This window comes from Micromonospora sp. PRAS1, from assembly GCF_059553435.1.
This window is the reverse complement of sequence record NZ_JCANNB010000008.1, coordinates 85,338-104,260: the sequence shown is the minus strand read 5'-3', so window position 1 is coordinate 104,260 and position 18,923 is coordinate 85,338. Positions and strand designations below refer to the sequence as shown.

The 18,923-nt window shown below is 70.8% G+C and carries 16 protein-coding genes; 12 read left to right on the top strand and 4 right to left on the bottom strand.

All coding sequences use genetic code 11. The features are described from left to right. The first annotated feature begins 23 nt into the window (after window positions 1–23). The 3 genes from AC507J_RS10185 (at window position 24) to AC507J_RS10175 (ending at window position 4,493) form a co-directional block, all read left to right on the top strand. A complete protein-coding gene (locus tag AC507J_RS10185) occupies window positions 24–1,658 on the top strand; it encodes an ABC transporter substrate-binding protein (protein ID WP_496288852.1) in 1,635 nt (544 codons plus the stop codon). Between the two features lie 85 nt (window positions 1,659–1,743). Beyond that, window positions 1,744–2,424, top strand: coding sequence for a DUF624 domain-containing protein (locus AC507J_RS10180; protein ID WP_496288851.1), 681 nt, complete (start codon window positions 1,744–1,746; stop codon window positions 2,422–2,424). Beyond that, window positions 2,421–4,493, top strand: coding sequence for a beta-galactosidase (locus AC507J_RS10175; RefSeq protein ID WP_496288850.1), 2,073 nt, complete (start codon window positions 2,421–2,423; stop codon window positions 4,491–4,493). Before AC507J_RS10180 ends, AC507J_RS10175 begins: the two co-directional genes overlap by 4 nt. A gap of 1,368 nt (window positions 4,494–5,861) precedes the next feature. Here AC507J_RS10175 and AC507J_RS10170 read toward each other — a convergent pair. Both AC507J_RS10170 and AC507J_RS10165 read right to left on the bottom strand, forming a co-directional pair. Beyond that, complete coding sequence (locus AC507J_RS10170) at window positions 5,862–6,497, bottom strand: class I SAM-dependent methyltransferase (RefSeq protein ID WP_496288849.1); 636 nt, start codon at window positions 6,495–6,497, stop codon at window positions 5,862–5,864. Window positions 6,498–6,600: 103 nt separating this feature from the next. After that, on the bottom strand, window positions 6,601–8,670 hold the full coding sequence (locus tag AC507J_RS10165) for an alpha-glucuronidase (protein ID WP_496288848.1): 2,070 nt from the start codon (window positions 8,668–8,670) through the stop codon (window positions 6,601–6,603). Between the two features lie 163 nt (window positions 8,671–8,833). Here AC507J_RS10165 and AC507J_RS10160 point away from each other — a divergent pair, with 163 nt between their 5' ends. Next, window positions 8,834–9,223, top strand: coding sequence for a DUF2267 domain-containing protein (locus AC507J_RS10160; protein WP_496288847.1), 390 nt, complete (start codon window positions 8,834–8,836; stop codon window positions 9,221–9,223). 18 nt (window positions 9,224–9,241) lie between these two features. Here AC507J_RS10160 and AC507J_RS10155 read toward each other — a convergent pair whose 3' ends face one another. Both AC507J_RS10155 and AC507J_RS10150 read right to left on the bottom strand, forming a co-directional pair. Then, window positions 9,242–9,649 (bottom strand): roadblock/LC7 domain-containing protein, encoded by a 408-nt coding sequence (locus AC507J_RS10155; RefSeq protein WP_496288846.1) that lies wholly within the window; start codon window positions 9,647–9,649, stop codon window positions 9,242–9,244. A gap of 304 nt (window positions 9,650–9,953) precedes the next feature. Then, on the bottom strand, window positions 9,954–11,219 hold the full coding sequence (locus tag AC507J_RS10150; RefSeq protein WP_496288845.1) for a YncE family protein: 1,266 nt from the start codon (window positions 11,217–11,219) through the stop codon (window positions 9,954–9,956). A gap of 121 nt (window positions 11,220–11,340) precedes the next feature. Between AC507J_RS10150 and AC507J_RS10145 the strand changes: the two genes are divergently transcribed. The 8 genes from AC507J_RS10145 to AC507J_RS10110 all read left to right on the top strand — a co-directional run bounded on the left by AC507J_RS10145 (window position 11,341) and on the right by AC507J_RS10110 (window position 18,894). Continuing rightward, on the top strand, window positions 11,341–11,922 hold the full coding sequence (locus AC507J_RS10145; protein ID WP_496288844.1) for an RNA polymerase sigma factor: 582 nt from the start codon (window positions 11,341–11,343) through the stop codon (window positions 11,920–11,922). Then, entirely contained in the window at window positions 11,915–12,649 is a 735-nt protein-coding gene (locus AC507J_RS10140) for a hypothetical protein (protein ID WP_496288843.1), read from the top strand. Before AC507J_RS10145 ends, AC507J_RS10140 begins: the two co-directional genes overlap by 8 nt. Window positions 12,650–13,026: 377 nt before the next feature. Continuing rightward, window positions 13,027–14,325 carry an ABC transporter substrate-binding protein gene (locus tag AC507J_RS10135; RefSeq protein WP_496288842.1) on the top strand — a complete coding sequence of 433 codons (1,299 nt, stop codon included), beginning with the start codon at window positions 13,027–13,029 and terminating at the stop codon, window positions 14,323–14,325. 10 nt (window positions 14,326–14,335) lie between these two features. Beyond that, window positions 14,336–15,358, top strand: coding sequence for a carbohydrate ABC transporter permease (locus AC507J_RS10130; protein ID WP_496288841.1), 1,023 nt, complete (start codon window positions 14,336–14,338; stop codon window positions 15,356–15,358). Further along, entirely contained in the window at window positions 15,358–16,224 is an 867-nt protein-coding gene (locus AC507J_RS10125; RefSeq protein WP_496288840.1) for a carbohydrate ABC transporter permease, read from the top strand. Before AC507J_RS10130 ends, AC507J_RS10125 begins: the two co-directional genes overlap by 1 nt. A gap of 104 nt (window positions 16,225–16,328) precedes the next feature. After that, the gene (locus AC507J_RS10120) at window positions 16,329–16,634 is read left to right on the top strand and encodes a DUF6403 family protein (RefSeq protein WP_496288839.1); all 306 of its coding nucleotides are present in this window, start codon (window positions 16,329–16,331) and stop codon (window positions 16,632–16,634) included. Then, the gene (locus AC507J_RS10115; RefSeq protein ID WP_496288838.1) at window positions 16,631–17,989 is read left to right on the top strand and encodes a hypothetical protein; all 1,359 of its coding nucleotides are present in this window, start codon (window positions 16,631–16,633) and stop codon (window positions 17,987–17,989) included. The genes AC507J_RS10120 and AC507J_RS10115 overlap by 4 nt, the downstream gene beginning before the upstream one ends. Continuing rightward, complete coding sequence (locus tag AC507J_RS10110) at window positions 17,986–18,894, top strand: hypothetical protein (protein ID WP_496288837.1); 909 nt, start codon at window positions 17,986–17,988, stop codon at window positions 18,892–18,894. The genes AC507J_RS10115 and AC507J_RS10110 overlap by 4 nt, the downstream gene beginning before the upstream one ends. The last annotated feature ends 29 nt before the right edge of the window (window positions 18,895–18,923 follow it).

Here is an 18,923-nt window from a genome sequence, read left to right as displayed (position 1 = left end):
CACCGAATTCGAAAGGACCCGCCATGTTCCGCAGATCGTGGCGTCACGCGGCGGCAGCCACCGCCGCGCTGCTCGCCCTCACCAGCGTCACCGCCTGTAGCGACGACCCGTCCGAGAACCTGTCGGACAACCGGGCCGGTGCGATGGACAACTACGCCGCCGGTACGCAGTTCAAGGCCACCGAGCCGATCTCCTTCTCCGTCCTCTACAACAACCACCCGAACTACCCGCTTAAGAACGACTGGCTGTTCTGGTCGGAGCTGACGTCCCGGACCAACGTCACGCTGGAACCGGTCGCGGTGCCGCTGAGCGACTACAACCAGAAGCGCAGCCTGCTCATCGGCGCCGGTGACGCGCCGTTGCTCATCCCGAAGACGTACCCGCCGGACGTGCACGCGTACGTCTCGTCGGGGGCGATCCTGCCGGTAAGCGACTACCTCGACCTGATGCCGAACCTCAAGGACAAGATTGAGAAGTGGAACCTTCAGCCTGAGCTGGACACGCTGCGCCAGGCGGACGGCAAGTTCTACCTGCTGCCCGGCGTGCACGAGAAGCCCTGGCACGACTACTCGCTTGCGGTGCGCACCGACATCCTCGACGAGCTGAACCTGGAGATCCCGAAGACCTGGGACGAGGTCTACCAGATGCTCAAGGCGATGAAGGCGAAGTACCCGGACGTCTACCCGTTCTCCGAGCGGTGGAGCCAGCCGAACCCGGCCGGCAACCTGCTCAACCTGCTGGCCGTGTCGTACGGCCTGGAGGGCGCGGGCTGGAACTTCCAGCACGTGAGTTGGAACGCGCAGGCGCAGGAGTTCGAGTACACCGGCGCCACCGAGCAGTACAAGCAGCTGTTGCAGTACCTCAACAAGCTGGTCGCCGAGAAGCTGCTCGACCCGGAGAGCTTCACCCAGACCGACGACCTCGCCCGGCAGAAGCTCGCCAACAGCAAATCCTTCGTGATCGGCGCCAACGCCCAGGCCGTGGTGAACGACTACCGGCCGGACCTGGCCGCGACCAACCCGAAGGCGAAGATCTCGAAGATCCCGCTGCCGATCGGCCCGGCCGGTGAGATCAACCCGGCCAGCCGGCTGGAGAACGGCATGATGATCTCCTCGAAGGCCCGCGACAGCAAGAACTTCGTGGCGATGATGCAGTTCGTCGACTGGCTCTGGTATTCCGACGAGGGCCAGGAGTTCGCCAGGTGGGGCGTGGAGGGCACCACCTACGTCAAGGACGCCGCCGGCAAGGCCAGTCTCGCGCCGGACGTCGACATGATCGGTCTCAACCCGGGCGCGCCCAAGCACCTCCAGAAGGACTTCGGCTTCGCCAACGGGGTCTTCGCCTACGGCGGCAAGCCCGAACTGGTGCAGGCCTTCTTCTCCGCCGAGGAGCAGGAGTTCCAGCAGGTGATGAACGCCCGTACGCCGAAGTCGCCGCCGCCGCCGTACCCGCTCACCGACGAGGAGCGCGAGCAGGTGTCGCTCTGGGAAACCCCACTGAAGGACCACGTGTACCAGGCGACGCTCCAGTTCGTCCTGGGGCAGCGCGACCTCGCCCAGTGGGACGCCTACCTGGCGGAGTTGAAGAGCAAGAACATGGACGCCTACCTGGAGACGGTAAACAAGGCGTACGAGCGCTACCGCGAGGAGCACAGCTGAGGCCGGGCCGGTCCGGTCGAGTCAGCGCGACCGGACCGGCCACCACCTCCGCAGCCGGCACCGATCGAGAGGGACGAGGATGCACATGACCGCCGCCCGTCGGGAGTTCGGCGCGGGGCCGCTGTCCCGCGTCGCCGCGCTGGTCTACACGCTACTCGTGGTCGAGCTGCTGCTGTTGCTCTGCGCGGCCCCCGGTCTGGTCGCGCTCTTCGCGCTGGAACGGCACGTGAGCAACCTGCCGCTGGTCGCCGTCTGCGCGGTGCCGCTCGGTCCGGCGCTCGCCGCCGCGCTGTACGCGCTGCACCACCAGCGGCTCGATCTGACCGAGCTGCGCCCGGCGCGGCTGTTCTGGCGCGGCTACCGGGCCAACCTGGTCGGGTCGCTGCTGGTCTGGGTGCCGATGCTGCTGTGGTTGACCGTCATCGCGGTGAACCTGGTCAACCTGCCGGCGGCCGGGCTGCCCGGCTGGTGGGCGGTGCCCCTGGTACTGGTCGGCGTGGGGGTGGCAGTGGTCGCGGTCAACGCGCTGGTGATCACCGCGCTCTTCACGTTCCGGCTGCGCGACGTCGTCCGGCTGGCCGGGTACTTCGTGCTGCGTACCCCTCAGGTGGCGGTCGGCACCGCGTTGTTGCTGGCGGCGGCGACGGCGCTCACTCTGGTCGCCTCGGAGGCGGCGCTCGCCGCGTTGGGTTCGGTGCTGGCGTTGGCGCTGATCCGGGGCGGCGGACCGATGACCACAATCATCCGGAAGGAGTTCACCCGATGAGGCTGCCCGTCACGGCCAAGGTGCCGTTCGGCGGGGACTACAACCCCGAGCAGTGGCCCGAGCCGGTGTGGGCCGAGGACGACAAGCTCTTCGAACTGGCCTCCATCGACACGGTCACCCTCGGCGTCTTCGACTGGGCGCTGACCCAGCCAGCCCTCCAGACGTACGACTTCACCCTGCTGGACCGAATCGTGCAGCGGGCCACCGAACGGGGCCGGATGATCTGCCTGGCCACCGGCACGGGCGCCCACCCGGCGTGGCTGGCCCGCGCCCACCCCGAGGTGACCCGGGTCGACTTCGAGGGGCGTCGGCACCGGTTCGGGCAGCGGCACAACTCCTGCCCCAGCTCGCCGGTGTTCCGCCGGCTCTCGACCGAGCTGGCGCGCCGGGTGGCCCGCCGGTACGCCGCCAACCCGGCGGTGGTGGCCTGGCACGTCGGCAACGAGTACGGCGGCGCCTGCTACTGCGAACTATGCGCGGCCGGTTTCCGGGTCTGGCTACGCGAGCGATACGGCACCCTGGCGGCGTTGAACAGCGCCTGGTACACCACCTTCTGGTCGCACACCTTCACCGACTGGTCCGAGATCGAGCCGCCGTCGGCGCTTACCGAACACTGGCGCGGGCCGGACCACACCGCCTTCCAGGGCATCACCCTGGACTACCTGCGGTTCATGTCGGAGGCGATGCTCACCAACTTCCGCGACGAGAAGGCGGCCATCCGGGAGTCCAGCGAACTGCCGGTCACCACAAACTTCATGGGCATGTACCGGCCGATCGACTACCACCGCTGGGCCGACTACCTGGACTTCGCCTCCTGGGACAACTACCCGCCCGACGACAGCTCGCCCGAGTGGATGGCGCTCGGCCACGACCTGATGCGCGGGCTCAAGGGTGGCCAGCCGTTCTGGCTGATGGAGCAGACCCCGAGCACCACCGCGTGCCGGGACGTCAACCCGCTCAAACGGCCCGGCGTGCTGCGGCTGTGGAGTTGGCAGGCGATCGCGCACGGCGCCGACGCGGTACTTTTCTTCCAGCTACGAGCCTCGAAAGGCGCCTGCGAGAAGTACCACGGCGCGGTGATCGGCCACGCCGGGCGCGCCGACACCCGGGTCTTCCAGGAGGTCGCCGAGCTGGGCGCGGAGCTGGCTCGGCTCGGCGGTGTGACGCTCGGCGCGCGTACCCCGGCCCGGGTGGCGCTGCTCTTCGACTGGGACAGCTGGTGGGCGCTGGAGATCTCCGACGGCCCGTCCCGGCTGGTCCGCTACCAGCAGGTCGTACTCGCCTACTACCGCGCCCTCTGGGCGGCGGGGGTGGACGTCGACGTGCTGCCGGTAAGCGCGGATCTGGACGGCTACCAGGTGGTGGTCGCCCCGGCGCTGCACATGGTCAAGGACGATCTGGCCGACCGGCTGGCCCGGGTGGCCCAGCGCGGCGGGTCGGTGGTCACCACGTTCCTCTCCGGGAGGGTGGACGTCGACGGCAACGCGTTTCTGACCGACGTGCCCGGCCCGCTGGGACCGCTGCTCGGCGTCCGGGTCGACGAGTGGGACGCCCGCGACGCGGACGTGGTCAACCCGGTCCACCTGGGCACCGGCGCCGACCGGGTCGAGGCCGCCGGCCGGCTGCTCTTCGAGCTGGTCATCCCGCAGGGCGCGGAGGTGGTGGGCAGCTACCGGGCCGACTTCTACGCCGGCACCCCGGCCGTCACCCGCAACGCGTACGGCACCGGCCACGGTTGGTACGTCGGCACCGCGCTGGACCAGCCCGGTGTTTCCTGGGTGCTGCGCCAGGTGCTGGACCACCACCGCCTGACCGGGCCGTACCCGGACGTGCCGGGCCTGGAAACCGCCGTACGGGTCACTCCCGACGGCACCCGCCTGCTGTTCCTGCTCAACCACGCCACCGATCATGTGACGGTGACCGCCGCCATGGACGGCGTCGACCTGCTCACCGGCACCCGGGCCACGCGTGGCCATCCACTGCGCCTCGCCGGCCACGGCGTCATGCTGCTGCGCGAGCAGACCCGCCAACCGACCCGCGAGCCGACCACCGAGACAACGCGCCCCTGACCCGCACTCCCCCAACTCCACACCCGCCGAAGCGCCCCGCCGGCCGCGACAGCCACACCCTCAGCCTGTCCCGGCCCACCTGACGCGACAGCCGCACCCTCAGCCTGTCCCGGCCCACCGGCCGCGGCAGCCGCACCCTCAGCCTGTCCCGGCCCACCTGACGTGGCAGCCACACCCTCAGCCTGTCCCGGCCCACCTGACGTGGCAGCCACACCCTCAGCCTGTCCCGGCCGGACCTCGGCATCGAATACGCGGCCCTGATCCGACATCCCCGCCGCCCAGTGCCGCAGCCAGACCCTCGCTGCCCAGCACCACAACAGCCAAAGCCCCGCCGCCCAGTGTCGCAGGAGGCGGGCGAGGATGCCCGACGATCTGCGCGGCGGCGTCCAGTTGGGGCCAGTAGTCGCCGAGCGCGGGGGCTACTGGCTGACCCTCGCTGTCCAGCGTTGCTGGCTGGCCCTCGCGCCGCCCAAGGCCGCAGCCAGACTTCCGCTGCCCAACGCCGCAGGCTGGCGTCCGGACCCGGGATCTGCCCCTGCCACGACCCTGCCGCCCAACGCCACGGGCTACGGCAAACGGAGATGCTCGACGCTCGCGCCGCCCCAGGTCGCGGCCCAGGTCGCGGCCCAGGTCGCGGCCCAGGTCGCGGCTCAGGTGGTTTTTTCGGAAGCGCTATGCCTGCGGGCGAATTCTGTTGCGCCTCGTGCCGCCCCGGACTCCGCGTGGATTCTGATTCCCGAGCTGACTCGTCGCCCGCCGACGGTTTTTGGCGGACCGACGAAATTGCCCCTTCGGGAAAGCTACCGTGGTTTCGATTCCGTGAACTCACCAACGAGCCCACGGTTGGGCGCTGGTGCTGCTCGGGCGCAATGGTCACCGGGGAACAGCCCGGGACAACGCGCTCACGGCCCGGCTGGGAATCGGCCCGCCCGGTCGCGCGCGACGGCAGCCGACTGGAAGACCGCGTTCGAGCTTGCCGCAAACGGTCGGCATGGCGACGAGCCAGACCCCAGGCGCGGTGTCGTTCGTGGGTGCGGCGAAATTCGTCACGACTCGGGCAGTAGTTGCGGGAAGACCTCCTGTCCCGCATTCTTGCCACCTCGGCGGTGGTGAACAACTGCAGCTGCCGCATACGTTAATTATCTCGCGCCAGAACGATTCCCGCTCGCCCGAAGTAGTATTCGGTCACGTCTTTTCTTAAGGAGACCGGCAATAGGGTCCCGGGGGTTGCGGAGGGCTGGCGTGGTGGGCAGCACGGCCAGCAGAAGTACACGTACGCCCAAGAGCCGCCCGATGGGCGGGGCCGGCGGATCCAGGCCGTCCCTCGGCGCGACGTGCCCTTCGCCACCCGGCCGTGGCCGTGGTGCGCTAGCTGGGCTTCGTGGCGTGGATGCGCTCGATCATGCCCGCCTTGGACCGTTCGGTCTCGACGAGGTGGAAGCCTGCGGCCCGTACGAGTGGTAGCGAACGGCGGGTGAAATGCTCTCCGGCGGTGCGGATGGTGAGCCGCTCGACGAGCCATTGCAGGGCGTACACCGGCGGCCAGGTGCTGCCGACGTGGTCGAGCAGGAGCAGTTGTCCGCCCGGGACGAGAACCCGGGCCATCTCGGCGAGCGCCGCGGCCGGGTCCGGGATGGTGCACAGGGACAGTGCGCAGACGGCGGTGTCGAAGGTCGCGTCGGGGAACGGAAGCCGCTGCGCGTCTCCTTCGCGCAGGTCGGCGGGGCGGCCGAGGTCGGCGGCGCGGCGTCGGGCGATGGCGAGCATCTCCGCGCTGAGCTCGATGCCGGTGAGGTCGGCGTCCGCCGGATAGTGGGGCAGGCTGCGGCCGGTGCCGATGGCGACTTCGAGGATCCGGCCCCGGGCGCGGGCACCGAGCCATTCCCTGGCGCCGGTGAGCAGGTGCCGTTCGGCGAAGCCGATCTGCCGGTCGTAGCTGCCGGCCGTGCGGTCCCAGACCCGCCGCTGCCGTTCGGTCGGGTCTTCCGGTCGATTCGCGCCCACGTCGCACCTTTCCTCGCACGCGCCCCTCTGCGCGCTCCTCAAGTGTTAAGCAGGGGCCCCTTTACTACACCAGGCGTTAACAAGGGGCCCTTCCTTTCACCTGTCAGTGCAGGGGGCGGCCGTGGGCGTCGGGGATGCCGGACTTGCGGTGGAAGTAGGCGTTGATCTGGTCGCACCACTCGCGGGCACTGCGGAGTTGCTCGGTGAGCAGCTCGGCGACCCGGGTGTGCACGGCCGGGTCGATCAGGTCGGCGAGGCGCTGCCAGTGAGCAGCCATCTGCTCGACCTCCCGTACGCCGGTGAAGTGGGTGTCGTAGATGTGCTGGATGACGGTGCTGCCGCTGTGCAGCACGTGGTCGTAGGGCACGTGGTGGAAGAAGAGCAGCAGCTCGTCGGGGCACCGGTCGAGCGACTCGTAGATCTCGGCCCACGGCGACGGGTACTGGCCGGTGAAGCCGGTGCCGGTGGCCCGGGTGCGGTCCACGCCCACCCCGTCGCGGTCGGCGAAATGGTACGTGCCCCACGGCGTGTACTCGTACCCGTCCACGTCGGGGCCGTAGTGGTGGCCGGGGCGGACCATGAAGCCCACGCCCAGCGGGGCGGTGTACCGCTCGTAGCTGCGCCACGAGTCGTCCATGACCTGGTGCAGGGTGGCCCGCAGCAGGTCGGGATCGGGCGACGCCGCCGGGTCGAAGGTCAGGTCGATCCACTCGTCGAGCACCGCCTCCGGGCGCAGCCGGGGGTCCCAGGCGAGCCGGCCGAAGGCGTACAGGTTGGCCTGGGCCAGCGGGTGCCCGGTCCAGAACCGGTCGTCGCCCACGTTCGAGACCGCGACCAGGTCGGCGGTCACCTCGGCGACCGTCCGGTCACCGTCACCCCAGGGCGTGAACCGCAGCACCTCGCTCCACCAGGGGGCCAGGTGGCAGACGTGCCGCTGCTGACCGGTGTACTCCTGGGTCACCTGGAACTCCACAGCCAGCCGGGTGCCGGGCATCGCGGCGATCACCGGGGAGACCGGCTCGCGCGGCTGGAAGTCGATCGGACCGTACTTGACCTGCACGATCACGTTGTCCCGGAACCGGCCGTCGAGCGGGGCGAAGTGGTCGTAGGCGGCTCGGGCCCGGTCCGTCGAGCGGTCCCGCCAGTCCTGCCGGTGGTTGTAGACGAAGGCTCGCCAGTGCACCACACCGCCGTGCGGTGCCAGCGCCTCGGCCAGCAGGTTCGCCCCGTCGGCGTGGTCCCGGCCGTAGCTGAACGGCCCCGGCTGGCCCTCCGAGTCGGCCTTGACCAGGTAGCCGCCGAAATCCGGGATCCGGGCGTACACCCGCCGTGTGGTCTCCGCCCACCAGCCGCGTACCGCCTCGTCGAGCGGGTCGGCGGTGGGCAGGCCGGCGAGGACGACGGGCGCGGCGAAGGTGACCGCCAGGTGCACCCGGATGCCGTACGGCCGCAGTTCGTCGGCGATCTCGGCGACCTCGTCGAGCCGCTCGGTGAGCAGCCGCGCCTCGGTGGCGTGCACGTTTACGTTGTTCACCGCCACCGCGTTGATCCCGCACGCGGCCAGCAGTCGCGCGTACGCCCGCAGCCGGGCCCGGTCGCGTCGGGGTCGGCCGTGCCGCCAGAAGATCGACCCACCGGCGTACCCGCGCTCGACCTGCCCCATCACCGGATGCACGTCGATGTTGTCCCAGTGGTTCAGCATCCGCCGAGGCAGCGCGGGGCGGTGTACCCGCACCGGGTGCGGCGGACCGAACGCCGCCGCTCCGATCCGGACCACCTCGAACAGTCCGTAGAGGAGCCCGGCGGGCGCGTCGGCCAGCACCACCGTGACCCCGCCGGTACGAGCCAGCGCGAAGCCCTCGGCACCGAGCGGCCCGACGTCGGCGGCGACGAGTTCGGCGTGTGCCGCCCCAGCAAACCCGCCGGGATTCCACGCCCGCACGGCGTCAAGATCGCTGTGCGGGGTCAGCGCGAGCACCAGCTCGGCCGGGGGGCCGCCGGGTGGGTCGGCCGCCCGCCGGACGGTGCCGCCGTGTTCGGCGCAGGCCCGCTCGACCTCCCCGAACACCGTGTCGACGAGCGTCCCGGCGCCGAGGACGACTGTGTGCCGGGAGCCGACGGCGCGAAACGCCACCGGCGGCAGCCAGGCCGGATGCGCGTCGGAAACGGGCATGGTCACGGGCACCGCCGGCGATACCGTCGCATTGCGCAGATCGTAATGATCCCCTCGAATGCGTCAAGGTACTTCCGGAAATCGTCGCCTCCCCGAGGTCGGTCGTTTGGCGGGGCCCGGCACGGGTAGACGCACCATCCGTGGCGAGAAGGAGGCCGGCGAGGTGGACGACAACCAGTTCATCGATTCCGTGGCGAACCGCACGGGCGCGTCAGCCGAGCAGGCCACCGCCATCGCGCGGGCCACGCTGACCACCCTGGCCGAACGGATCGACGGCGGCGAGGCACGGGACCTCGCCGACCGGCTGCCGGAGGCGCTGCGGGCGTACACCTTCGCTCCCGGCGAGACCGCCGAACCGTTCGGACTCGACGTGTTCGTGCAGCGGGTCGGCGGCCGGGCGGACGTTGAGCCGGACCTGGCCGAAGCTGGCATCCGGGCGGTTTTCGACACCATCCGCGACGCCATCGGGGCGGGCGACTACGACGACGTCATCGCGCAGTTGCCCGCCGAGCTGTGGCAGGTGGCCGACCCGACGCCGCCGTACGACGGATAGCACCAGCCGGGACCGGGCCTACAAGATCGCCGGTTCCAGGTACACCGGGAGATGATGTCCGGCCTGCGCGCAGAACATGGCCACCTCGTAGGCCATGTCACCGACCTCGGCGTCACCGTCGATGCCGACGGCGAGGATCGCGCCGTTGCCGGTCGTGGCGTGGAACAGGAACGCCCGCGACATCTGCACCACGACCTGGTGCAACTCGCCGTCCCCGCAGACCCGGGCGGCGGCCAGGCCGAGCGACTGGAGGCCGCAGACCATGCTGGACAGCTGCGTGGCGAGTTCGTCGTCGATGTCGCGGGACGCTCCCAGCAGGATCCCGTCGGGCGAGAGCACCACCGCGAACTGGGCACCCGGTACCCGGTCGACGATGTCGTCGAGCGCGCGGCCGAGGTTGTCGGCGGTGGCCACAGCAGGGGTCATGGGCTGTCCTCTCGTTCGGGATCGGTGACTGCGTTCTCGGGCGTCCGGTGCGGCCGGAGCTGACGGTCACGGCGCTCCGTCGGTCCGCCGGATGCTCCCACTTTCGTACCAGAGTCACTCCGGCATCAGGAGCCCCAACGTCCGCCGATTCCGCTCCTCGCTCCGCCCAACGTACGACGTCCCTGCTCACCCCGATCGGACGGGTCGGACCTTTTGCTCGTTCCGGCGCGTCGGCGCGCTCACGCTCGGTAGTTCCAGCACGTTCACGGTGGGTAGCGCGAGCGAGTCCGCCGCGTGGCGGCGATCAGAGCGACCGGGCCGGGCCGCGCAACCCGACCAGACCCGGCACCGTGACCCGCCCGAGTTCGCCGCCGGTGGCCGCCGGGTCGTGCCAACTCACCGCCGCCCGCTGGCCGACGTAGAGCCGGTCGGCGGCGGGGCTGAGGGCGAGGCCGCAGACCGGGTCGACCACCGACCACTCGGCAGCGGTGCCGAGTTTTTCGAGGCCGGCGCTCCACACGGCCGGGCCGGCAGCAACGAAGAGCCGGTCGGCACCGGCCACCGCGTACGCGGATCCGGTGGCGGCGACGAAGGTCGCGGTACGGCGTACGGTCAGTTCCTCGGTGGAGATCTCCGCGACGCGACCGGAGGTGACGTCGACGACGTAGAGTCGGCTGCCGTCCGGGGTGATCGCCATCGCGTGTCCCTCGGCCGGGCCCTCGCCGAACGGGTGCGGCAGGTCGACGCAGTACGCCCAGCGCTGCTCCAGGTGCAGGGTGTGCACGAAGGCGTGCACGTCGCTGCCGGCCCGCCCGCTGATCCGGTCCCGGGTGTGCCGGTGGTCGGGCTGGTGGGTGTAGAGCGTGTAGAGCACGGCGCGGTCCTGGTCGAGCACCGCCTGTCGCCCGTCGCCGCGCATCTCCTCCTCGGCACCGGGCGGGATCGGTGCCTTCAGTCGGGTGAGGAGCGGGCCGGCGCTCCCGGTGGCGAGGTCGACCAGGCGGACCCGGTAACGGTCCGGCGCGTTCGGCGGCAGCCACTCCAGCACGAAGAGCCCGCTGTGGTCGCTGGTGAACGCCTCCGGGACGAAGTTGCCCGGCAGGTCCAGCCGCCGCCCGACGCCGTCGGCGTTGACGATCAGCACGGCGGTGCTGTCCCGCCCGTCCGGGCGTTCCTCGGTGACGCTGACCTCCTCGGTGGTCAGCGCCACCATCGTCCCGTCGGCAGAGACGGTCTGCGGCACCCAGTGGCCGGGCAGCCGCACCCGGTCGCCGGCGGTGCCGCTGGCGGCGTCGACGCGCCACAGGGCGGTGTCGGCGCCGTCGGGTTCGCTGGCGTGGATCAGCCGACCGTCGGCGGTGGCGACCGCCGCCCGGATCTTCTGCCGGTCGGTGCCGCGCAGCACGCCGAGCGCGCCGTCGAACTCGATCAACAGTGGGTCCGGGATCGGGACGGCGTCGGTCCGGGCCGCCGGGCGACGAACCGGATCGCAACCGGCAAGCGCGGCGGCGCCCGCGCCGGCCAGGGCGGTCAGCAGGGTACGGCGGGAGGTCGTGCGCTTCGGATTCATGCCCGGGTGACACCGCCGCATCCGTCGAGGTTCCGTCCCGCGAGACATGCCCGGTGACAACGCCGCACCCCGCCGAGGTTGCTTCCGGCGAAAGTGGAACCGGCACGGCGTCGGCGGTGTCATGACAGTGATCGCACCGGAGGTTCCCCTGGACGACGAGGAGTTCGTCAGCCGAGCTCAGGCCGGCGACCTGGTGGCGTACGAGTCCCTGGTCGCCCGGCACACCGCGTCCGCGTACCGGACCGCGGTGCTGCTCGGCGCGGGCTCGGACGCGGAGGACGTCATCCAGGAGGCGTTCGTGAAGGGCTACCGGAAGTTGTCCCGTTATCGCGGGGACTCCTCGTTCCGCTCCTGGCTGTTGGCGATCGTGGCGAACGAGACCCGCAACCTGCACCGGTCCCGGGACCGACGGCACGGCCTGGCGCTGCGGGCCGCCCGGGTGGCCCCGGGTTCCGAGGTCGGCGAGGACTCTGCGGTCGGCGGGGTCCTCGCCGGGGAGCGCCGGACGGCGCTGGTGCGGGCGCTGCGGTTGCTTCCGGCCCGGGACCGGGAGGTGATCGTCTGCCGGTACTTCCTCGACCTCAGCGAGGACGAGACCGTCGCGATGCTCGGCTGGCCCCGGGGTACGGTCAAGTCCCGGACCTCCCGGGCGCTGGTGAAGCTGCGTAGCCTGCTCGACGTCGAAGAGGTCAGCCATGGATGACCTGGAGCGGGAGCTGCGCGAACTCTCCGGGTGGCTGGCCACCCCCGAGCCGCCCGACGTCACGGCCCAGGTGCGCGCCCGGATCGCCGCCCCGTCCCGCCCGGTCACCGGCGACCGCCGACGACGATGGCGGTACGCGGTGGCCGCGGGGTTGGCCGCGCTGCTCGTCGCGCTGCTGCCGCCCGGCCGGGCCGCCGTCGCCGACGCGGTCACCGGGCTGCTGCGCTTCGCCGGGATCACCATCAGCACATCTGGCCCGCCGGTGCTGCCGACCGGCGTCCCCGCGCCGCTGCCCGGCCAGCGGCCGACCGGGCTGGACGAGGCGCAGCACGCGGTCCGATTCCCGATCCGGGTGCCGGCGGCACTGGGCCCGCCCGAGCGGGTGCTGGTGGCCGATCCGGACGGCACCGGCGGTCACCGGGTGGCGAGCCTGCTCTACCGCGACGGCACCGTACGCCTGGACGCCTTCGACGGTCGGCTCGACCCGGTCTTCTTCAAGCAGCTCGCCGGCATCGGTCCGGAGTGGACGCAGGTCGGTGCGGCATCGGCGATCTGGTTTTCCGCACCGCATCCGGTGTCGTACGTGGATCGCGCCGGCACGGTCCGGCAGGAGAGCGCCCGGCTCGCCGCCGCCACCCTGATCTGGGAAGACCAGGGGGTGACCTACCGGCTGGAGGGCGAGCTGACCAGGGCCGAAGCCGTCGCGATCGCCAGCTCTCTGGGCTGACCGGGCACCCGGCACGGCCCGAGCAACGCTTACCGGGAGTTTTTCCGAAATCGAATCACCCAGATTTGCGGATATAACCGTCTAAATTGGGCGGCTGCATGTCCACGTCGCCCCCTCGATCGCCGCCAACCTGCCCGATCATTCGGGTGGAAGTTTCGGAAACGTGTCTTGTTTTTTTCGGTTCGGTCTGCGACTGTTTTGGCCGTCGGTGGCCCGGTCCTTCCGGTCGACCGCGATGCGATACGGCCGCGAGCCGAGCCCGGACCAGCGCCTGTCGACAAGGGAAGCTCTCCGTCCTCCCTCGATGAATGCCCTGGTCGGCAGCTCCGTTCGCTGGAGAGCTTCAGGTGGACAGTCTCGGCAGGAGAGGAAGTCTGATGAGGGCGAGAAAACTACTTGCGGTATCGGTAGCGCTGGCGACCGGCGTGCTGGGCACAGCCGCCTGCGGTGCCGACGACTCGGCGAACCGCGGCAGCGACGGCAAGGTCACCATGAGCTTCTGGCACAACGCCACCACCGGCGAGGGCAAGGCCTTCTGGGCGAAGACCGTCGCCGACTTCGAGGCCGCCAACTCGAACGTGAAGATCGAGATCCAGTCCATCCAGAACGAGGACCTGGACGGCAAGCTCCAGACCGCTCTCAACTCCGGTGACGCCCCCGACATCTTCATGCAGCGCGGCGGCGGCAAGATGGCCGCGATGGTCAAGGCCGGCCAACTGCTCGACATCACCGACTCGATCGCCGACGCGACCAGGCAGGTGATCTCGGAGGGATCGTTCACCGCGCAGACGATCGACGGCAAGGTCTACGCGATGCCGGTCGCGGTCCTGCCCGGCGGCTTCTTCTACAGCAAGGATCTGTTCGCCAGGGCGGGCATCACCCAGCCGCCGGCCACGCTCGCCGACCTCCAGGCCGCCGTGGCGAAGCTGAAGGCGGCGGGCGTGCAGCCGATCGCCCTCGGTGCGAAGGACGCCTGGCCGGCCGCCTTCTACTACTACTTCTTCGCGCTGCGCGAGTGCAGCTCGGAGACGATCACCCAGGCCGGTCAGACGATGAACTTCGACGACCCCTGCTGGCTCAAGGCCGGTCAGGACGTGCAGAACTTCGCCGCGACGCAGCCGTTCAACAACGGCTTCCTGACCACCTCGGCGCAGCAGGGCGCCGGCAGCTCCGCCGGCCTGCTCGCCAACCGCAAGGCGGCGATGGAGCTGATGGGCGCCTGGAACCCCGGCGTCATCGCCGACCTGACCCCGGACAAGAAGCCGCTGCCCGACCTGGACTGGTTCCCCTTCCCCAGCGTCGACGGCGGCGCGGGCCAGCCCGGCGCGATCCTCGGCGGTGTCGACGGCTACTCCTGCTCGGCCCAGGCCCCCAAGGCGGAGTGCACCGCCTTCCTCAACTACATCGCGAAGACCGACGTGCAGCAGGCCTACTACGTCGCTTTCAAGGCGCCACCGGTGAACAGCGAGGCGCAGGCCGCCGTCGAGGAGCCGCACCTGAAGTCCGTGCTCGCGGCGTACAACGAGGCGCCGTTCGTCTCGCAGTGGCTCGACACGGTCTACGGGCAGAACGTCGGCAACGCCCTGAACACCGCAGTGGTGAACATGCTGGCCGGCAAGGGCGACCCGCAGGGCATCGTCGACGCGGTCAAGACCGCCGCCAAGAGGGCGCAGTAGCTCAACCGCCATGTCTGACACGCAACCCGAGACCGTACGGCTCGCGCCGGACCCGTCGCCGGGTCTGACGGAGGTCGGGGGTGACACGCCCGTCGTGTCGCCCCCGCCTCGGGCCCGTCGACGCAAGGGCATCGGCTGGCCGGCCCGGCTGGAGATCGCGCTGATGACAGGGCCGACACTCCTCGTGTTCCTGTCCTTCGTGATCCTTCCCGTAGCCATGGCCGCGTACTACGGCTTCTACAGCTGGCAGGGGTACGGGCCACCCCAGGACTTCGTCGGCTTCCGCAACTACCTGCTCATCTTCGAGGACGGCACGTTCGTCGACGCCCTGCGACACAACGGCGTGATCGTGGTGCTGTCACTGCTGCTCCAGGGGCCGGCGGCGATCCTGCTCGCGCTGCTGCTGAACCGGCAGATCCGGGGGCAGACGCTCATCCGGGTGCTCGTCTTCATCCCGTACGTGATCTCCGAGGTGGTCGTCGGTACCGGCTGGAGCCTGATGCTGCACGGCGACGGCGTCGTCAACGCCGTCCTCGGGAGGATCGGGCTGGGCTGGCTGCAAGCCGACTGGCTCTCCGATCCGAAGATCGCGATCTGGACGCTGATGGGCATCCTCACCTGGAAGTACATCGGCTTCGCCGTGATCCTCTTCCTGGCCGGGCTACAGGGCATCCCGGACGAGCTGACGGAGGCTGCGGCGATCGACGGGGCGTCGTACTGGCAGATCCAGCGGCGCATCACGCTGCCGCTGCTCGGCCCGACGATCCGCATCTGGGCCTTCCTGTCGATGATCGGCGCCCTGCAACTGTTCGACCTGGTCTACATCATCTGGGGCCAGTACGTGGCGGCGACGGCCGGCACGTCGACGATGGCCACCTACATGGTGGCCAACGGGCGGAACGCGGGCGAGTACGGGTACGGCAACGCGGTCGCCGTGGTCCTCTTCTTCATCTCCCTCGTCGCCGCCCTGTTCTACCAGCGGTTCATCCTGCGCCGGGACACCGAGGGCGCGATCACCGGAGGGAGGAGCTGATGGCCGCCACCGCCGTCTTCGGGCGCCGGGCGAGGCGATCCCGCCAGCGACTGGCGTGGGGAGACCCGTCCGTCTACTTCGTCGCGTTGCTGCTCATCGGGATGATGCTGGCCCCGGTGGTCTACATCATCCTCGGTGGCTTCCGCACCAACGCGCAGATCACCACCGACCCCGCCGGCTGGCCCAGCCCGTGGCGGGTCGAGAACTACCTCGACGTGCTGACCGGCGGGACGTTCTGGCGTCAGGTGTTCAACTCCACGCTCGTCGCCCTGTGCACCACCGCGGGCGTGGTCACCCTCGGCCTGATGACCAGCTTCATCATCGCGCGGTACCGGTTCCGGGGGCGGGGGGCGATGTATTCGCTCTTCGCCGCCGGCCTGATGTTTCCGCTGACCGTGGCGATCACCCCGCTGTACATCCTGGTCAAGAACCTCGGCCTGATGAACACGCTGCCGGGGGTGATCCTCCCGCAGATCGGCTTCGGCATCCCGATGACCATCATCATCCTGGTGCCGTTCGTACGGGCCATCCCCGACGAGATCCAGGAGGCGGCCTCGATCGACGGCTGCGGCCGACTGGGTTTCTTCTGGCGGATGGTGCTTCCGCTGGCCATGCCGGGAGTCATCACCGTGGGCATCCTGACCTTCATCCAGAGCTGGAACGGCTACCTGCTGCCGCTGTTCATCCTGAACCGGGAGGAGACCTTCACGCTGCCTCTCGGCGTGCAGGCCTTCGCGTCGCAGTACTCGGTCGACACGGCCAAGGTGCTGGCGTTCACCTCGCTGTCGATGATCCCGGCGCTGCTGTTCTTCAGCCTGTTCCAGCGACGGATCGTCGGCGGCCTGACCGGAGCCGTCAAGGGCTGACCGACGGACTGCGCGCTTGACCGCCAGGGGGGTGAGGTGCGGGGACTGGCATTGTTCGACTAGACAGTTAGCCGTACCGGATCTTCCTCGGACGGCGGGAGCGCATGTCACCATCCCTGCTCAGCTGGCTGGCCGGCGGTGTGCTGCTGGTCGCCGCCGGCCTCGTCACCACGTTGTTGCCCCGCCGCCGCGCCCGCCTCGAAGAGACCCGGGTGGCCTGGTCGACCGCGCGGGCGGCGATCGACAGCGCCACGGTCAGCCGGGACGCGACCCCGGTACGGGTGGCCGAGGCCGAGCGCCTGCTGGCCCGCGCCGAACTGCTCGCCGCCGAGCGGGGCGGCGCGGCAGCGGCCCGCGCGGCGGCCGAGCACGCGCGCCGCGCCGACGAGTTGTGGCGGGCCGGGTCATGAGGGGCCGGGTACGTCGCGTCGACCTGCTGCGATGGGCGCTGCTCGGTGTGGCCGCGATCGTCCTGGTGGTCTTCCTGCTCGCCCAGCGGCAGAGCATCGACGTCAGCTACGGCCAGTCGCCGGCACCGGCGGCCCGGATCGAGGAGGGCTCGGCCGGGGAGTTGAGCGACGCCACGGTGCCCTCGACGGAGGAGATGACCGCGCTGGTGGCCGCCGACCCGGTGGTCCGGCTGCCCGGTGCCGTGGCCCGCTGGGACGAGCAGCGGGTCCGGGCGGCGATCGGCGACGACGACATCCGGATCCTGGTCGCTCCGCCCGGCCTCGACGAGGCCGAACGCAAGCGGGTTCGGGCGGTCGAGAACGCCACCGTACGGGTGATCGGCACCCAGGTCGGCGGCGGCGCGTACCTGGCGACCCCGGACCGCCTCGACGGTTGGCGGGCCCAGTTCGCCAGCCGCGACGTGACCGGCCAACTGGTCACCATGATCTCCAAGCTGCGCGACGTACCGGCCCCGCCCGGCCGGGACTCTCCGAGCTGGCGCGAACCGTCCACGGCAGAGCTGACCACCGTGCTTGCCGATCTGCGCGCCGACGGGCTGCACAGCGGCCCCGGTGCCACCCTTACCCGAGTGTCCGAGGAGGTCAGCCGGTCCGCCTTTCCCGATGGGGCGTGGTACGTCGCGCTGCCCGCCCAGCCGTACGGCGAACCGCTGCCCGCGTACGGGCCGGCGTTGGCCCGGCTCGCCCCGGACCGCCCGATCCTGGTGATGTACGGCGAGTGGATCGAGTACCACGGTCCGGCCGCCCCGGAGTTCGCGGAGCTGGCCGGGGCGAGCTTCTACGCCCAGTTCGGTGACCGGCTCAGCCGGTACGACTATTCACAGCAGAACGTGCTCGGCGCGTACCTGAGCCGGGTCACCGACATCCGGTACGCGGGTCTGTTCGACCGCCCGCTGCCGTACCGGCCGCTCGACCCGCTGCGGGTGGCGCTGCCGGCGCTGCCCTGGATCTTCGCGGCCTGCGTGGCGGGTTTCGTGGTGCTGTCGGTCCGCTCGCTGCACCGCTCCGGTGTGCTGGGCGGTGGCCGGCGGCAGGCGGCGCGCCCGGCCCGGCTGGCCGGCCTCACCGCGCTCGCCGTCGAAATGTCGCTGCTCACCGATGCCCGCAGCAACCCGGCGCTGACCCGGGGCATCGGCAAGCTCCAGGCCGCCCGAACGGCGCTGGACAAGGGCCTGCCCGCATCCCATGTGGGCCGGCTGCTGGACGACGCGGCGACCGAACTGGACGAGACCGCCCGGCTCGTGGGCATCGCCAGCTATCGGCCCGACCACTACCTCCAGGGCAGGCTCTCGTGATCGCCACGCTGCGTCGCTGGCTCGGCGACCTCTTCGGTACCCGCTTCGGCCGTGCCGTGCTGGCCTGCCTGGCGCTGGCCGGGTGGGCGTTGTGGTCCGGCGGGATCTTCGACGGCCCGATCGCCCGCGAGGTCCGTTCCTCGTCGATGTACGTCGCGCCCGGGGTCGAGCTGGACCGGTCCGCCGCCGAGCGGGCCATCGGAAACCGCCGGCTGGTCGTGCTGCTGATGGCGCCCGGAGACGACCTGCCGGCCGCCTGCCAGCAGACCGAGCGCGCCGCAGCGGGCACGGTCGTGCTGGCGATGAGCCGCAACGAGGACGACTGGGACACGTACGGCTGCTCCCGCATCCCCCGGCAGACCGATCGGGACCTGGGTCGGGCGATGGTGGTGGAGACGACGATCGGCCAGGGTTCCGACGCCTTCGTCGACCAGCCGGTGGAGGCGGTGAAGATGGTCGTGCTCAACTACGACCGGCTGGTCCGCGCCGGCATCGTCCCCGACGGCGCCCGGACGATCAGCCCGTCGCTGCCCCGGTACCTGCTGGCCGGCGCGGCGGTCGGCGGCGTGGTGGCCGGAGCGACGGTGCTCTGGCTCATCGGCCGCCGGGCCGGCCGACTCGCCGACGCCCGGCAGGTTCGCCGCACCGAGCGGGCCGACGCCCGGGCCACGCTCACCGCCGCCACCGCCGCCCTCGCCCAGCAGATCATCGACCTCGACCAGCGGTACGCGGAACGCTCGGGCGGCGACGTCCGCCCGGCGTACCTGCGGCTGGCCGGCGACTACGCTCGGCTGCTCGACGATGTCACGGCGGTCGAGGGCGACGACGAGGCCGCCGTACGCCAGCTACGCCGCCAGGTCAACGCGATCAGCCGGCGGGCGTCCCGGCTCGCCAGCGAGTCCTGACCACAGTCGCTCGTACTTTGGGCCGATCC

Excerpts from the sequence above, each read along its gene's own strand:
- AC507J_RS10185 (WP_496288852.1), top strand. The coding sequence starts at position 24 with ATGTTCCGCAGATCGTGGCGTCACGCGGCGGCAGCCACCGCCGCGCTG.
- AC507J_RS10180 (WP_496288851.1), top strand. The coding sequence starts at position 1,744 with ATGACCGCCGCCCGTCGGGAGTTCGGCGCGGGGCCGCTGTCCCGCGTC.
- AC507J_RS10175 (WP_496288850.1), top strand. The coding sequence starts at position 2,421 with ATGAGGCTGCCCGTCACGGCCAAGGTGCCGTTCGGCGGGGACTACAAC.
- AC507J_RS10165 (WP_496288848.1), bottom strand. The coding sequence starts at position 8,670 with ATGCCCGTTTCCGACGCGCATCCGGCCTGGCTGCCGCCGGTGGCGTTT.
- AC507J_RS10155 (WP_496288846.1), bottom strand. The coding sequence starts at position 9,649 with ATGACCCCTGCTGTGGCCACCGCCGACAACCTCGGCCGCGCGCTCGAC.
- AC507J_RS10150 (WP_496288845.1), bottom strand. The coding sequence starts at position 11,219 with ATGAATCCGAAGCGCACGACCTCCCGCCGTACCCTGCTGACCGCCCTG.
- AC507J_RS10145 (WP_496288844.1), top strand. The coding sequence starts at position 11,341 with ATGACAGTGATCGCACCGGAGGTTCCCCTGGACGACGAGGAGTTCGTC.
- AC507J_RS10140 (WP_496288843.1), top strand. The coding sequence starts at position 11,915 with ATGGATGACCTGGAGCGGGAGCTGCGCGAACTCTCCGGGTGGCTGGCC.
- AC507J_RS10135 (WP_496288842.1), top strand. The coding sequence starts at position 13,027 with ATGAGGGCGAGAAAACTACTTGCGGTATCGGTAGCGCTGGCGACCGGC.
- AC507J_RS10130 (WP_496288841.1), top strand. The coding sequence starts at position 14,336 with ATGTCTGACACGCAACCCGAGACCGTACGGCTCGCGCCGGACCCGTCG.
- AC507J_RS10125 (WP_496288840.1), top strand. The coding sequence starts at position 15,358 with ATGGCCGCCACCGCCGTCTTCGGGCGCCGGGCGAGGCGATCCCGCCAG.
- AC507J_RS10120 (WP_496288839.1), top strand. The coding sequence starts at position 16,329 with ATGTCACCATCCCTGCTCAGCTGGCTGGCCGGCGGTGTGCTGCTGGTC.
- AC507J_RS10115 (WP_496288838.1), top strand. The coding sequence starts at position 16,631 with ATGAGGGGCCGGGTACGTCGCGTCGACCTGCTGCGATGGGCGCTGCTC.